Source organism: Salinivibrio sp. ML198 (genome assembly GCF_001996015.1).
GTDB classification, from domain to species: domain Bacteria; phylum Pseudomonadota; class Gammaproteobacteria; order Enterobacterales; family Vibrionaceae; genus Salinivibrio; species Salinivibrio siamensis.
This window is the reverse complement of record NZ_MUEZ01000018.1, coordinates 49,074-63,149: the sequence shown is the minus strand read 5'-3', so window position 1 is coordinate 63,149 and position 14,076 is coordinate 49,074. Positions and strand designations below refer to the sequence as shown.

The 14,076-nt window shown below is 51.7% G+C and carries 13 protein-coding genes; 9 read left to right on the top strand and 4 right to left on the bottom strand.

Annotated features, from left to right (window positions below):
• Positions 1 to 141: 141 nt before the first annotated feature.
• The 7 genes from BZG25_RS15990 to BZG25_RS12820 all read left to right on the top strand — a co-directional run bounded on the left by BZG25_RS15990 (position 142) and on the right by BZG25_RS12820 (position 6,647).
• Positions 142 to 288, top strand: a complete 147-nt coding sequence (locus BZG25_RS15990; protein ID WP_158010268.1) for a hypothetical protein — start codon at positions 142 to 144, stop codon at positions 286 to 288.
• Positions 281 to 1,051: a TatD family hydrolase gene (locus BZG25_RS12845; protein WP_077639203.1), complete on the top strand. Its 771-nt coding sequence runs from the start codon at positions 281 to 283 to the stop codon at positions 1,049 to 1,051. The genes BZG25_RS15990 and BZG25_RS12845 overlap by 8 nt, the downstream gene beginning before the upstream one ends.
• 209 nt (positions 1,052 to 1,260) lie before the next feature.
• Positions 1,261 to 2,547, top strand: a complete 1,287-nt coding sequence (locus BZG25_RS12840) for a NupC/NupG family nucleoside CNT transporter (RefSeq protein WP_046075137.1) — start codon at positions 1,261 to 1,263, stop codon at positions 2,545 to 2,547.
• A gap of 157 nt (positions 2,548 to 2,704) precedes the next feature.
• Entirely contained in the window at positions 2,705 to 2,875 is a 171-nt protein-coding gene (locus tag BZG25_RS12835; RefSeq protein ID WP_046075138.1) for a XapX domain-containing protein, read from the top strand.
• A 366-nt stretch (positions 2,876 to 3,241) separates the two neighbouring features.
• Positions 3,242 to 4,018, top strand: coding sequence for a deoxyribose-phosphate aldolase (gene deoC, locus BZG25_RS12830; RefSeq protein WP_046075139.1), 777 nt, complete (start codon positions 3,242 to 3,244; stop codon positions 4,016 to 4,018).
• 65 nt (positions 4,019 to 4,083) lie between these two features.
• Positions 4,084 to 5,415 carry a thymidine phosphorylase gene (gene deoA, locus BZG25_RS12825; RefSeq protein WP_046075140.1) on the top strand — a complete coding sequence of 444 codons (1,332 nt, stop codon included), beginning with the start codon at positions 4,084 to 4,086 and terminating at the stop codon, positions 5,413 to 5,415.
• Between the two features lie 11 nt (positions 5,416 to 5,426).
• Positions 5,427 to 6,647 carry a phosphopentomutase gene (locus BZG25_RS12820; protein ID WP_077606454.1) on the top strand — a complete coding sequence of 407 codons (1,221 nt, stop codon included), beginning with the start codon at positions 5,427 to 5,429 and terminating at the stop codon, positions 6,645 to 6,647.
• A 110-nt stretch (positions 6,648 to 6,757) separates the two neighbouring features.
• Here BZG25_RS12820 and BZG25_RS12815 read toward each other — a convergent pair whose 3' ends face one another.
• On the bottom strand, positions 6,758 to 7,342 hold the full coding sequence (locus BZG25_RS12815) for an AhpA/YtjB family protein (protein WP_077578328.1): 585 nt from the start codon (positions 7,340 to 7,342) through the stop codon (positions 6,758 to 6,760).
• 130 nt (positions 7,343 to 7,472) lie between these two features.
• Here BZG25_RS12815 and serB point away from each other — a divergent pair, with 130 nt between their 5' ends.
• Entirely contained in the window at positions 7,473 to 8,444 is a 972-nt protein-coding gene (gene serB, locus BZG25_RS12810; RefSeq protein ID WP_077639202.1) for a phosphoserine phosphatase, read from the top strand.
• A gap of 125 nt (positions 8,445 to 8,569) precedes the next feature.
• On the opposite strand, the gene BZG25_RS12805 is transcribed toward serB, so the two are convergent.
• Complete coding sequence (locus BZG25_RS12805; protein ID WP_077639201.1) at positions 8,570 to 10,927, bottom strand: PilZ domain-containing protein; 2,358 nt, start codon at positions 10,925 to 10,927, stop codon at positions 8,570 to 8,572.
• A gap of 123 nt (positions 10,928 to 11,050) precedes the next feature.
• Here BZG25_RS12805 and radA point away from each other — a divergent pair, with 123 nt between their 5' ends.
• Positions 11,051 to 12,427: a DNA repair protein RadA gene (gene radA / locus BZG25_RS12800; RefSeq protein WP_046075145.1), complete on the top strand. Its 1,377-nt coding sequence runs from the start codon at positions 11,051 to 11,053 to the stop codon at positions 12,425 to 12,427.
• Between the two features lie 94 nt (positions 12,428 to 12,521).
• Here the strand turns inward: radA and BZG25_RS12795 are convergent, their stop codons facing one another.
• Together BZG25_RS12795 and BZG25_RS12790 are read right to left on the bottom strand one after the other, a co-directional pair.
• Positions 12,522 to 13,526, bottom strand: coding sequence for a M23 family metallopeptidase (locus tag BZG25_RS12795; RefSeq protein WP_046075146.1), 1,005 nt, complete (start codon positions 13,524 to 13,526; stop codon positions 12,522 to 12,524).
• 49 nt (positions 13,527 to 13,575) lie between these two features.
• Positions 13,576 to 13,956 (bottom strand): PilZ domain-containing protein, encoded by a 381-nt coding sequence (locus tag BZG25_RS12790; protein ID WP_046075147.1) that lies wholly within the window; start codon positions 13,954 to 13,956, stop codon positions 13,576 to 13,578.
• Between the last annotated feature and the right edge of the window lie 120 nt (positions 13,957 to 14,076).

Here is a 14,076-nt window from a genome sequence, read left to right as displayed (position 1 = left end):
GAAGACTGAGTCACCCCCGTGTGGCGAAAAACACGAACCAGGGAAAGATAACGCTCTCCAAGTGCGCCCCCATGCTATACTGCCGTCTGTAACCAGACGGCTTTTTAATGGCATAAGGTTTACAAAGCAAGGATGCCAATAATGATGATTGCGCGTATTAAACGTTGGGTGGCACGTTACGATGCCTGGTGTCAGCGAATGGGGCTTGGCGAGGATAACCGCCGAAGCTGTGTGCCTATCAAGCGTTCAGAAAATACACCCCCCACACAAACGTCTCAGCATGATTGATACCCATTGCCATTTTGACTTTTCTCCGTTTCGAGACGCCCCGGAGCGATACTGGCAGGCGGCACGCGAAAGCGGTGTGATGCGGATGGTGGTCCCCGGTGTTAGCGAGAGTAACTGGTCAGCAGTGCTGTCGTTGACTGAACGCTTACAAGGCGTTTACGCGGGGCTAGGGCTGCACCCATGTTTTCTCGATGTTCACACTGACACCAGCCTAGATAAACTTGATCAGGCACTGGCCGCGCGTCCTGCGCGCTGTGTCGCTGTCGGAGAAGCCGGGCTCGACTTTTTTGTCGCGAACCAGGATGCCGCTCAGCAGCGCCAGCAAGCGCTATTGGAGGGGCAGCTTTGGCTCGCACGCCACTATGATCTCCCTATTATTCTGCATAGCCGCAAAGCGCATAACCAATTATTACGCACCGTTAAAGCCTACCCAGGCGTACGCGGGGTGTTACATGCGTTCAGTGGCAGTGAACAGCAGGGTAAACAGTTTATTGATGCGGGTTTGATGCTCGGGGTTGGCGGCACCGTCACCTATTCTCGCGCGCAAAAAACTCGCCGCGCCATTGCACAGCTACCTTTGGAGCACCTCGTCCTTGAAACCGATGCCCCCGACATGCCTTTGGCAGGATTTCAAGGAAAACCGAACACACCCTCTCAGGTATCACGGGTTGCTGATGTGGTGGCAGCGTTAAAAAGCTGTGACAGAGATCATCTGGTGGCTGAAACATCAGACAACACTGAAAGATTGTTTGGCTTTGATTGAGCGGGAACGGGCAAAAGACAAACGTTTGCGGTTGCATAAGCTCACAAAACTAGATCAAAGTCATACTTATTGATGCATTACAAAATAGTTTTACAGCGAACTGTGATTGGAATATTACTTTAATGTGACTGCGATGCGTATAATCTCTCCCGGAAACCAAATTCCACTTTGTCGAGACGCCAACTTTTTACTTTGAGGATGCCAATACTATGAGCCTGCTGATGAGCGTGATCGGGATGGTTGTACTGCTAGGGATAGCTGTTCTTCTTTCCGATAACCGCAAAGCCATTAACCTCCGTACCGTGGGTGGCGCATTTGCTATCCAACTCTTTTTCGGTGCTTTCGTACTGTATGTCGATGTCGGACGCGACATTCTTTACGGCGCATCACAATACGTTGCTAACGTCATCGCATACGGTGACGAAGGGATCAGCTTCATCTTTGGTGGGCTGGTTTCTGACAAAATGTTTGAATTGTTCGGCGGTGGCGGTTTCGTCTTCGCACTGAAAGTTCTGCCAGTTATTGTCTTCTTCTCATCACTGATCAGCGTGCTTTACTACCTGGGTATTATGCAGGTTGTGATCAACGTGCTCGGTGGTGGTCTACAAAAAGCACTGGGTACCTCACGTGCCGAGTCTATGTCAGCAACCGCTAACATCTTTGTCGGACAAACCGAAGCGCCATTGGTGATCCGTCCATTCGTACCTCGCATGACACAGTCAGAGCTGTTCGCAGTCATGTGTGGTGGTCTGGCCTCGGTTGCTGGTGGCGTACTGGCCGGTTATGCCTCTATGGGTGTTCCGCTTGAGTACTTGATTGCGGCATCATTCATGGCCGCACCAGGTGGTCTACTGTTTGCGAAAATCATCAAACCTGAAACCGACGAGCCGGTCGAGCAGATGGCTGACGCGACCGCTGAAGGCGCAGAGAAGCCAGCGAACGTGATTGATGCAGCCGCAGGCGGCGCTTCATCAGGTATGCAACTGGCGCTTAACGTTGGTGCTATGCTACTTGCGTTCATTGGTTTGATTGCCCTGATTAACGGCATGCTAGGCGGTATCGGTGGCTGGTTCGGTTACCCAGACATCACGCTGGAGCTGATCTTGGGTTACCTGTTCGCCCCGTTTGCATTCCTTATCGGTGTGCCATGGGAAGAAGCGGTGGTCGCAGGCTCTTTCATCGGTCAGAAGATCGTGGTTAACGAATTCGTGGCTTACCTGAACTTCACGCAATACCTTGGTGAAGGTGCGCAAGTTGTTGCGGCAACAGGTATGGAAATGACAGAGAAAACCAAAGCGATTATCTCCTTTGCTCTGTGTGGTTTCGCTAACTTGTCGTCTGTGGCTATCTTGCTAGGTGGCTTGGGTGGTCTCGCGCCAAACCGTCGTCCAGAAATTGCACGCTTCGGTGTGAAAGCGGTGATCGCCGGTACCTTGTCTAACTTGATGGCAGCGACCATTGCGGGTCTATTTGTTACCTTAACCTTGGCGGGCTAATCGTCTTATCGCGATAGCACATCATGTTAAGCAAAACGCCACACAGGCTGCCTGTGTGGCGTTTTTTTATTGCAGCCATTGGCGTGATACGCTCAGCCCACATCCTCTAGGGGTGTATACTCAGAGGTAGATACGAGCGAACAAAAAAGGTAACGATATGCAGGAAGTCCTTCTCGCCTTGGTGGCTGGTTTTTTGGTTGGCGTACTGTTTAGCGCGATAAAACTCCCCATACCCGCACCGCCTGTTTTATCCGGTGTGATGGGCATCGTCGGGGTGTATTTGGGCGGCGTCGGCTATCAGTGGATTGTGGCGCGTTTTTTCAGTTAGAAAGATTGGTTCCACCGCGCAACAGTGTATTTTTCAACATAAACGGTAAAATCTAGTTTTGCTGAAACGGCGTTGGTAAAATAAGTGAACGCCGTCAAAGTTTGCTGGCGCCACAATCCTTATTTTCCTCTCATGGTTAGCAACAAGGTGTGGCTAGCCCAATCGGAAACGTCCAACGGCGGAACCGCAAGCACATAGGTGTTTGCACGCGGCAACAAGGATGGTTGGTTGAAGGCGGCGCGATGTCCAGCCTCAAACTTCATGGAGCCAAGTCCGCTGAGCAATGACCGGAAAACAGAACCGGTTGTTAATACAGTGGCCAACCCTATACCTGTTTGGCAAAAGAATGAGGACTGGAGATAACCCATGAACGAATTACAAACCGCGGCCCTACGCGCACTAAAACTGATGGATCTGACGACACTGAACGATGATGATACCGATGAAAAGGTGATCAGCCTGTGTCAGAACGCGAAAACCGCCGTTGGCAATACTGCAGCGATTTGCATCTATCCGCGCTTTATCCCTATCGCCAAGAAAACACTGCGCGAACAAGGCACGCCAGAGGTGCGTATCGCCACCGTGACGAACTTCCCTCACGGTAATGATGATATTGATATTGCGGTGGCAGAAACGAAGGCAGCCGTCGCTTACGGCGCCGATGAGGTTGATGTGGTGTTCCCGTATCGCGCGCTGATTGCAGGTGATGAACAAGTAGGTGCTGAGCTGGTCAAACAATGTAAAGCCGCGTGTGGCAGTGATGTATTGCTTAAAGTGATCATCGAAACCGGTGAACTGAAAAGTGAAGCACTGATCAAACGCGCCTCAGAGATTGCCATTGATGCAGGCGCTGACTTTATCAAAACCTCCACGGGGAAAGTGGCGGTGAATGCCACTCCAGAAGCGGCGGAGATCATGCTCAACGTGATTAACGATAAAGGCGTGGCTGAGACTGTTGGCTTTAAACCTGCGGGCGGTGTACGTACCGCTGAAGACGCACAGCAATACTTGGCAATGGCTGACCGTATTCTTGGTGAACAATGGGCTGATAGCCGTCACTACCGTTTTGGTGCTTCTAGCTTACTGGCAAATCTGCTGCACACCTTGGGCGAAGGTGAAAAAGCAGCTGAAGGCGGTTATTAACTGTCGATTGTCAATCGATACCCAGGGCAAGGTAGGCCTTGCCCATTTGCCGGTAAGGAGGAAGCATGATCTTACCTCAAGAGATTATTCGTAAAAAACGTGACAACCTTGCGTTGAGCAAACAAGAAATCTACGCGTTTATTCAAGGTGTCGCCGATGAGTCGGTCTCAGAAGGGCAAATTGCCGCGTTTGCGATGGCGATTTACTTTAATGACATGACCATGGATGAGCGAGTGGCACTGACCTGTGCGATGCGCGACTCTGGCATGACCTTAGATTGGTCTCACATGCAATTTGATGGCCCTGTGGTTGATAAGCATTCAACCGGTGGGGTGGGCGATGTCACCTCACTGATGCTGGGGCCCATGGTTGCCGCCTGTGGGGGATATGTGCCGATGATCTCAGGTCGCGGTTTGGGCCACACTGGCGGCACGCTGGACAAACTGGAATCCATTCCTGGTTATAACATCATGCCAAGCAACCAAGTGTTTGGTGATGTGACCCGCGATGCCGGTGTGGCGATCATTGGGCAAACCGGCTCATTAGCGCCTGCGGATAAACGTGTGTATGCCACCCGCGATGTGACGGCCACGGTCGACAACATATCTCTGATCACCGCGTCGATTCTGTCTAAAAAGCTGGCCGCAGGCCTGGATGCTTTGGTGATGGACGTCAAGGTTGGATCGGGTGCGTTCATGCCGACGTATGAAGATTCAGAGGCATTGGCCAAATCGATTGTAGGTGTGGCAAACGGTGCCGGCACTAAAACCAGTGCGTTGTTGACGGATATGAACCAAGTATTAGCATCGTCGGCCGGCAACGCCTTAGAAGTCAAAGAAGCCGTTGACTTTTTGACCGGTCGTTACCGTAACCCACGTTTGTACAATGTGACTATGGCGCTATGCGCCGACATGTTGGTGGTCAGTGGATTGGCAACCGATGTGAATCAAGCAAAACAAAAACTGGATCAGGCACTGGATAGCGGTCGTGCTGCCGAGTGTTTTGCCAAGATGATCGCAGGACTAGGTGGCCCGGCAGATTTTGTTGAGTCGCCGGATCAATACCTCGCGACTGCATCCGTGATTAAGCCTGTCTATGCTGAGCAATCAGGCATTGCCAGTGCCATGGATACACGGGCATTGGGCATGGCTATTATAGAAATAGGTGGCGGCCGTCGGGTTGCCAGCGATAAAATTGATTATGCCGTTGGGTTGAACGAAATGATTCGTCTGGGGCAACAAGTGGATGAGCACACCCCGCTCGCCATGCTCCATGCTCAGACTGAAGAGCAATGGCAACAAGCGGCGAATGCGGTGCGAGCCGCAGTGAAAGTCGCTGATGAGGCGCCGAGTGCAACGCCAGACGTTTATCGTCGCATCAGCTTACAAGACGTCTAATGGAGGCGATCATGAAACGCGCAATTGTATTAGTTTTAGACTCATTTGGTATTGGCGCCACTGAAGACGCCGTCAAATTCGGTGACCAAGGTGCAAACACCTTGGGCCACATTGCACAAGCGTGTGCGAAAGGCGAAGCGGATAATGCGGATCGTCAAGGCCCATTATCTTTGCCTAACATGACCAAATTGGGCTTGGGTAAAGCGTGTGAAGAGTCGTCAGGTTACTTCCCTGAAGGCTTGGATTCACATGCAGAGATTATCGGTGCTTACGCACATGCTAAAGAGCTGTCTTCTGGTAAAGACACACCGTCTGGTCACTGGGAAATTGCCGGTGTGCCTGTCTTGTTTGACTGGGGCTACTTCTCAGACTTGACGAACAGCTTCCCGCAAGCGCTGCTTGATCGCATTGTTGAACGAGCGGGCGTACCTGGCTATCTCGGTAACTGCCATGCATCGGGCACGCAAGTGCTGGACGATCTGGGCGAAGAGCACATGAAAACAGGTAAGCCGATTTTCTATACCTCGGCGGACTCGGTGTTCCAAATCGCGTGCCATGAGGAAACCTACGGGCTAGATAACCTGTATGAGCTGTGCCAGATCGTGCGCGAGGAACTGGAAGACTATAACATCGGTCGTGTGATCGCCCGTCCTTTCATCGGGCCAGCGAAAGGTCAGTTTGAGCGTACCGGCAACCGCCGTGACTTGTCTGTCGAGCCACCTTCTCCTACCGTGCTACAAAAGCTGGTGGAAGAAAAAGGCGGTGATGTGATCTCGATTGGTAAGATTGCAGACATTTACGCGCATTGCGGTATCACCAAGAAAATCAAAGCCACAGGCCTAGAAGCGTTGTTTGATGCAACCAAAGACGCGATCAAAGAAGCAGGCAACAATAGCTTGGTTTTCACCAACTTTGTTGACTTTGACTCGGCGTACGGCCACCGCCGCAACGTTGCCGGTTATGCCGCGGCACTGGAGTACTTTGACCGTCGCTTACCCGAAATCATGGACATGCTTGAAGAAGACGATGTGCTGTTGCTAACGGCTGACCATGGTTGCGATCCAACTTGGCCTGGTACTGATCACACCCGTGAGCATATCCCTGCACTGGTCTACGGCAAAAAAGTGCCAGCGGGCTCACTCGGTCGCCGCGAAACGTTCGCGGATATTGGTCAGTCCTTGGCGGAATACTTTGATGTATCACCAATGGATTACGGGAAGTCGTTCCTGTAACGCGTTGACCACTTCCCTAGATAAAAAGAGATGGCGAACGGCCATCTCTTTTTTTATCTCGGTTTATTGCCCTGATCGCCGTGTCTTTGCCGTTTTACCAATTTGCCGTTTTACCAAGATAAACGCGCAGAACGACGAGTGAGTATTGCCATCAATAGCGCCCCCAATAGGAGTGCGAGGCCGATGAGGAAGCGAAATTCGGTCATGTTCGATTGCAGCTGCTTTTTGGCTTCATTGATAACGGAGTGATGCTCAACGGTGAGGCGGAGAAAACCGACAATGTCGCCATCACGGCTGATTGGTGTCATCAGTTGCTGTCGTCCTTGGCTTTCCAACCCCAGCGGAGTGGTCAACCCAACGGCTGTTTCCAACGGTAAGGCGTTGGTTGAGCGCACGACAGGGCTGCCGTTGAGCTGATAGAAACTGGCATCGCGAATTAACGGCTCGGTTGCCAGCTCATCAGCCATGGCTTGTAAAGGCTGATAATTCTTATCCACTAAGGCATCATAGGCTTGCACACCCACTTGGCGGGTCATTAGCTGGGCTAATTGGTCCGTTTGCTGGTATAGCGCTTGGTACTGACGCTGGCTGAGTGTGGTGCTGTAAAGCATCAAAGCGGCAATAGTCCCCATGGTCATGAGCAAAAGACTCCACCAAGTCACCCGCCGTAGTGTTTTGCGCGAAATTGAAAACATACCTTCCTCAAAGCCAGATAAACAGAGTCAATTAGCACTGGAGCTTACTACGGTTTTTATGGTATCACAGCCTCATTGTGATTGATTCATTCACCAAGCTTGCTTGGAAACCGAAAGGAAAATATTGACCATGGACAAGGCCAAACCGTTGGCAATTCACCGTTCACCGCAACTCTACTGTCGCTTTCCTTCCATCACCACGCCGTTTTTCTCTCGCCACCGGCATGGCGGGTGGATTGTGTTTGCTAAAGCCATCGACCCCCGTCAGCTTGACGATATCCGTTTTTTTACTGGGGAGGCGCTAGAGGTCGTCGATGGATGGCGTGTCGGGCCGTATGAGGTGTTATTGATCCGCGGTGAATTGACGGCTGAACATCGCACCGTGATTGAGGCGCTCAAGCTCGACTGCGCGGACTTACAGGCTCTGCCGGATTTAAGCAGACCTGGTTTGGCGGTGTTTGACATGGACTCCACCGCGATAGAAATAGAATGTATTGATGAGATTGCGGCACTCGCTGGGGTTGGAGACGCGGTGTCTGCGGTCACCGAGCGCGCCATGTTGGGCGAACTTGATTTTGAGGCAAGCTTACGTCAACGCGTGGCGGCGTTGAAAGGCGCTGACGCGGCGATACTTGAGACAGTGAAAGCGCAGTTGCCGTTGATGCCAGAAATGGCGAGCTTAGTGGCCAGTTTAAAAGCCCACGGCTGGTATGTGGCGATTGCCTCTGGCGGTTTCACCCATTTTTCTGATCATCTTCAACAACAATTAGGCTTGGATTATGCCGTGTCGAACCAGCTTGGATGCCGTGATGGTCAACTCACCGGCGAGGTAGACGGGGCAGTGGTGGATGCGCAACGAAAAGCGGATGTGTTAACCATGTTGGCACAAAAGTACGATATCGCCCCAGAGAACACGTTAGCTGTAGGCGATGGCGCCAATGACTTGGCGATGATGGACGCTGCGGGTCTCGGCATTGCGTATCATGCGAAACCCAAAGTGAATGCGAAAGCGCAAGCTGCGGTCAAACATGCGTGGTTGGGGGGTGTGTTGTGCGTGCTCTCTGCCAGTATTCGAAATCGCATTAGTTGGCAGCCACGCTAATAGGGTAAAGGGTGTGGCACCCACTTGGTGTGGCACTCACTCGGTGTGGTACCCACTGGGTGCCATCCTCTCTTTGCTGTTGCCCCGGTCGATATCGTGCCGATTCATTCGTATGTCGCCTGCGGTTATCGTCCCAGGCGCATTAGCACTTCATCGGTCACATCGACCAACTCACCGTAGGCACACAAGGCAACAAATTCGTCTTCTAGCTGGCGTGCTTTGTGGGTATCGCGTTTGAGTAACGTGGATAACTGCGTGGCATCAATATCTTGTTCAGCATGGGCTAGCGGTGTCATCCGATTGCGTAGCACCGCGAATGCGCCGCCTTTTTGCGCCAACTGGATGAACTTACGCCTTGCGTCGTCTGATTCAAATTCACTATCGGCAAAGGTATGGACGGCGCGCACCTTATCATCTTGCATGTCTATCCAGACAAAGTATTCGCGCACCAGCTCTTTAAGAGGCTGCGAGGGGCGAGTGACTTCATGAGTGCGGGTGAGAATCTTGTCTCCGAACACCGGATAAAAAGACAGTTGGCGACCGCCGCCTGCGCGCTCGAGAAAGCGGTGCAAACGGCTGGGTGGCAGGTTGATACCCACTGCGGGCACCGAGAGTACACCGTTGTCGCGTCGAATAAAGTAGGGTTGTACGGTTAAGCGCGTAAGCAATAATTGGTGCATGGCCCAAACCAAGGGAGGGTCGGGTAAACGCTCATCCAGCACGGTCAGTTTGTCGAGGTTGTGTTCAATCAAGCGGCGAAGGTACTGGCGACGACGGGTGTTGGGCGCTTCAGTGGTAAGCTTGAGTTGGATATTGTCTCGTTTGGGACTCACTCGAATGACTTGATACGGCATATCGACGAGAGGCGCACGAGGGTCAATATTGACAAACGCATCGAGTGATACAGACACCAAGTCATCTTTCGCACCTTGAAAAGGCTGCGCCAGTTTCAGGTTCAACCCACCCGAGGAAAAATCGACCAGTTTTCCCTTCAGCGCACCCTGTTCTGAATGCACCAGTGATACCTCAGAGCGATAGGCATAACGTGGTTCACGACGTTGTGGTTGACGGTCAGAAGAGATGAGCTGGGCAAGACAAACTGGATTACGTTGGTGTAAAAAGCGTCGCAAGGCTTGACTGGATAACGACGGTTTGGGGTGGGTTAAATAACTCTCCTTGCTTTCGGTATGAGTCACATCTTGCACCAACGCGACATGAGTCAGGGTTTTGAGCGTATTCAGCCAATCAGGCGACACATCTTGTAGCCGTTCAATGTCACCCGCGTTAATGGCTGACATGGTCACCTTAAACACCCGCCATGAATGGCGCTTGGCACCCAGTTGCCAGAACAGGTGGCGCTCATCTTCGCTCATTTCGCTGGGCGAAGCGGAATAGAAAAAACGCTGTTTGTTTTTCTCTACATAAAAGCAATATAACAATAGCTGGCTGGTTGACGCCCCTTCCACTTGCAGCAGTGACAAGCGCTGTGCATCGAAAATATGATTAATGACAGGTTGATTGCGGCTGTCGTGCCAGTAATCCCATAGCTCTCGATTTTGCCGCGTTTGTAATACGTACTCTAACTTGTCTTGCGCAAAGTAAAGCGGTAGCACGCTGGTGTGATGCAAGAAGGATTGTTCATAGCTTTGCAGCTTGAGAGTGAGTAGCTTGTCCTCCCCATCTTGTTTGCCACGAAAGTCGGGCGAGGCCATTTCTGCATCGAGGGCCTGCTTAATCGCGTCACTGCTGGTGTCAAGCCGTAAGCGTAGCCAAGCACTGCTGGTGGACTCTTTGTTTTGATCGACGCCAATAATGCGATAACTCAGCCCTTGTTCCAGATCGGGGTCTTGATACTTTTGCGCCAGTGCTGTGAACCGAACGATGACTTCAGCGCTAGGCGGGTAATCGAATGCCGCGGGGACACGTACTCGGCAGCCTGAGTTAGACAAGTCGCTGGTGACCCCATGTATCTCATAGCCGGTATTCAGTGTTATTAATACTTGGGTAGCAAAATGGATGCGGCTTTCACTACGCGCTAAATAACGTCCAAAGGTGAGTTTCTCGGGTAATAATGCCGCCTGGGCGCTATCACTGACTGGGCCTTTTCCTTGTTGCTGCGTCTGCTTTTCTTGTTCGTGTTTGACGCGAAAGTTATTAGGGGTATTGTGCAAATCTTCCCACAACCCTTGAGTCATTTGCCCGTTGTATAAAGGCAAACGCTCGTAATAGCGGTTAATCGCGACATCATCCAGCCAATGCTTTTTGCCGTTGAGCTCGTATTGATGACACTCACCATCCACTTTGCCACGCAGGTCGATGGTACGGTTGCATGGCGTCATCAAACGTCTGATCTCCATTTTGATCAGAAGTTTGGCAGAGCTTGGCTCGTTGGCGGTTAGCTTATCGAGCAGCACCTCAAATTTTGGGGTTTGGGACATCGGAAGCAGTTGCTCAATCAGTCCCTGGTAATCATCCTGCTTCATGGCAAAGTCTGGTAAAGTATTGTCCTTGTATATTAACGGCACGCGTCGGAAAAAGTGTCGGAATAATTAATAAGATAGCAATCATTTTGTGAATTAGCTGACATCATACGTCTTGGAGAGCGAATGGCAAAAACAAAACGAGCCTACGTATGTAACGACTGTGGCGCGGATTTTCCCCGTTGGCAAGGGCAGTGCTCAGCCTGTGGCGCGTGGAATACCATTACAGAAGTAAGACTGGCAGCATCGCCCCAGGTCGCGCGCAATGAAAAGTATGCCGGGTATGCAGGTAGCGCAGAAGGACAAGTACAAACCCTGCAGGATATCGATTTACAAGAAGTGCCACGCCTGAGCAGTGGTTTTAAAGAGCTGGATCGTGTGCTCGGCGGGGGGATCGTCCCTGGTGCCGCTATTTTGATTGGTGGTAACCCAGGCGCGGGGAAAAGTACCTTGCTGTTGCAAACTATGGTCGGGCTCGCACACCATTTGCCGACCTTGTACATCACAGGGGAAGAGTCATTACAGCAAGTGGCGATGCGCGCTGATCGGTTGGGGCTTGCCAAAGACCGCTTGAAGCTGTTGTCAGAAACGGGCGTAGAAACCATCTGCCAGGTGGCCAAAAAAGAACAACCGAAAATCATGGTGATTGACTCGATACAGGTGATGCATGTCGCGGATGTGCAATCCGCGCCCGGTAGCGTGTCGCAGGTGCGGGAGTCTGCCGCAGCCTTGACCCGTTATGCCAAGCAACACAATGTGGCGATTTTCATGGTGGGGCATGTGACGAAAGATGGCACACTGGCTGGCCCCAAGGTGCTGGAGCACTGTATTGATTGTTCGATTTTGCTCGATGGCTCCAGTGATAGCCGTTTTCGTACGCTGCGCAGCCATAAAAACCGCTTTGGTGCGGTCAACGAGCTTGGCGTGTTCGCGATGACAGGGCAGGGTTTAAAAGAGGTCAGTAACCCCTCCGCTATTTTCCTTTCACGTGGTGAGGAGCAAACCTCCGGTAGCTCGGTAATGGTGGTGTGGGAAGGCACGCGCCCTCTATTGGTAGAGTTACAAGCCTTGGTCGACTATTCACAATTGGCCAATCCACGCCGGGTGGCGGTGGGGCTAGAGCAAAACCGTCTTGCCTTACTTCTGGCCGTCTTACACAAACACGGCGGGCTGCAAATGTCTGACCAAGATGTGTTTGTGAATGTGGTTGGTGGGGTTAAAGTCACCGAAACCAGTGCCGATCTTGCCCTGCTGTTAGCGCTGATATCGAGCTTTAGGGATCGCCCGCTGCCGAGAGAGCTGGTGGTCTTTGGTGAAGTCGGTTTAGCCGGGGAGATCCGCCCTGTTCCAAGTGGGCAAGAACGTCTGATGGAAGCGGCAAAACATGGCTTTAAAAAAGCAGTCGTGCCCAAAGCAAACTTGCCGAAACAGCGTATTGAAGGGATGACGGTTTATGGCGTTAGCAAACTCTCCGACGCCCTGGATGTGTTAGAAGACTTGTAGTCGAGCGCAAGTACCAATAGCGAAGTGGTGGGCGATGATACGGCCAGTTAACCGAACAAAGACGCTCGGTTTTATCATCGCGCTACGGCCTCCATTACATGGAGGCTTTCGTCGGAGTGGTTTGTACATCGGCCTCACGCTGCTGCGCGGTGCTCAGTGGCGGCTCAGCGTCTGGCATATTGGCGACTTGTACCTGTGTTTCGACCAAGTTTTCCACCACCGCGACTAAATGTCCCCAACTGACGCGCTTCTCGTTTTCGAGCAAGGTATCAAACTGTTCAGCACTCCACTTAATAAACCGGCGCGGGTTAAGCGCCCGTCCTAAAAAACGCACTTCGTAATGTAAATGAGGGCCAGTGGATAAACCTGTGTTGCCTGACCAAGCAATCAAGTCCCCTTTTTTCACGAATTGCCCACTGCGTACGTTGAACTTATCAAGGTGGGCGTAGAGGGTCATAAAGCCAAAGGCATGGTCTATTTTTACAAAGTTGCCATAGCCTTTGCGACGGCTGGGTCTGACGTATTCCACCACGCCATCGGCCGGGGCATACACCGGGGTGCCGATGTCTGCGGTTAAGTCTAACCCCATATGGAATTTTTCTTTGCCAGTGACCGGATGCGTCCGTGAGCCATAACCGGAGGAGCGCCGATAACTCTGGATGGGTTTACCATTAGGAATGAGCTGAAGCATGGTGTAGCGCACAGCGGAGTTAATCGCTGCCACATCAAGCCGATGGGTCAGTGAGGCGTCTTTGGCCACCGATTGCAGCCCTAACATATCTTCTACCGTCACGACGCGTTGGGTGAGAGCGGTTAGCTCGACATCTTTGTTTTCGATGGTTTGTGACAGCTCATCGCGTTTTTGTTGCAGCATGGCCACTTCGTTATTCAATGCAGCACGCTCTTCACGTAAACGGTTAACGGCGGCTTCAGCTTCAGTAGAACGCTCGGAGAGTAAATAGAGGCTGGCGAAGGTCACGGTGAGAACGGCCAACAATACCAACGCCAACGTCTGCACTACCTTTTTGCGGGTAGGGCAAAGCGTATAATGCTTCACACCGTTTGGGTGTGAGATGGCGATGTGGATGTGATCTGTCATGACTGGTTACTGCTGGCCTGCGTTTGGTACCGCCCATGACGACACGGAACTAAGACTCGGGCTCCGTCATAGGGTCGGTCAACTGCGCTAGCTCGCGATGAAGGAGCTCATCGTTGCCAACGTTAAGTTCAACAAGCCTTTTTAAATGACTGGCACTATCAATGTCAATGTGATCAATATAAAGATGGAGGTAATTCTCGCAGTTATTGACGAGAATGCAGTCCATGTCTAATTCTACGTCAGAGTCATGCAGATAAAAGATCAGCGAAAACGTTGTCTGTTGTGGGTTGGCTTGCCAATTATCTGGGCGAGACAAAAGCACCCCTTTCAAAGAAAGGTCGAGTACATGTGCGTGCCACGACTGTTCATTTTGCTTGAGTATCGCGGGGGCACGATACATCACGCGGGAAAATTTTCTACGCTCTGGCATGATCGCATCTCCTCATTCCTTTGCTTAAAGTGTAGGCGATGCATGGCGAGCGACCTAATAATCTGTGTGGGCGTATCGATTCTGAAACATTTTTTGATGTCTTGGCGTTATTAAACGGAT

Excerpts from the sequence above, each read along its gene's own strand:
- BZG25_RS15990 (WP_158010268.1), top strand. The coding sequence starts at position 142 with ATGATGATTGCGCGTATTAAACGTTGGGTGGCACGTTACGATGCCTGG.
- BZG25_RS12845 (WP_077639203.1), top strand. The coding sequence starts at position 281 with ATGATTGATACCCATTGCCATTTTGACTTTTCTCCGTTTCGAGACGCC.
- BZG25_RS12840 (WP_046075137.1), top strand. The coding sequence starts at position 1,261 with ATGAGCCTGCTGATGAGCGTGATCGGGATGGTTGTACTGCTAGGGATA.
- BZG25_RS12835 (WP_046075138.1), top strand. The coding sequence starts at position 2,705 with ATGCAGGAAGTCCTTCTCGCCTTGGTGGCTGGTTTTTTGGTTGGCGTA.
- deoC (WP_046075139.1), top strand. The coding sequence starts at position 3,242 with ATGAACGAATTACAAACCGCGGCCCTACGCGCACTAAAACTGATGGAT.
- deoA (WP_046075140.1), top strand. The coding sequence starts at position 4,084 with ATGATCTTACCTCAAGAGATTATTCGTAAAAAACGTGACAACCTTGCG.
- BZG25_RS12820 (WP_077606454.1), top strand. The coding sequence starts at position 5,427 with ATGAAACGCGCAATTGTATTAGTTTTAGACTCATTTGGTATTGGCGCC.
- BZG25_RS12815 (WP_077578328.1), bottom strand. The coding sequence starts at position 7,342 with ATGTTTTCAATTTCGCGCAAAACACTACGGCGGGTGACTTGGTGGAGT.
- serB (WP_077639202.1), top strand. The coding sequence starts at position 7,473 with ATGGACAAGGCCAAACCGTTGGCAATTCACCGTTCACCGCAACTCTAC.
- BZG25_RS12805 (WP_077639201.1), bottom strand. The coding sequence starts at position 10,927 with ATGAAGCAGGATGATTACCAGGGACTGATTGAGCAACTGCTTCCGATG.
- radA (WP_046075145.1), top strand. The coding sequence starts at position 11,051 with ATGGCAAAAACAAAACGAGCCTACGTATGTAACGACTGTGGCGCGGAT.
- BZG25_RS12795 (WP_046075146.1), bottom strand. The coding sequence starts at position 13,526 with ATGACAGATCACATCCACATCGCCATCTCACACCCAAACGGTGTGAAG.
- BZG25_RS12790 (WP_046075147.1), bottom strand. The coding sequence starts at position 13,956 with ATGCCAGAGCGTAGAAAATTTTCCCGCGTGATGTATCGTGCCCCCGCG.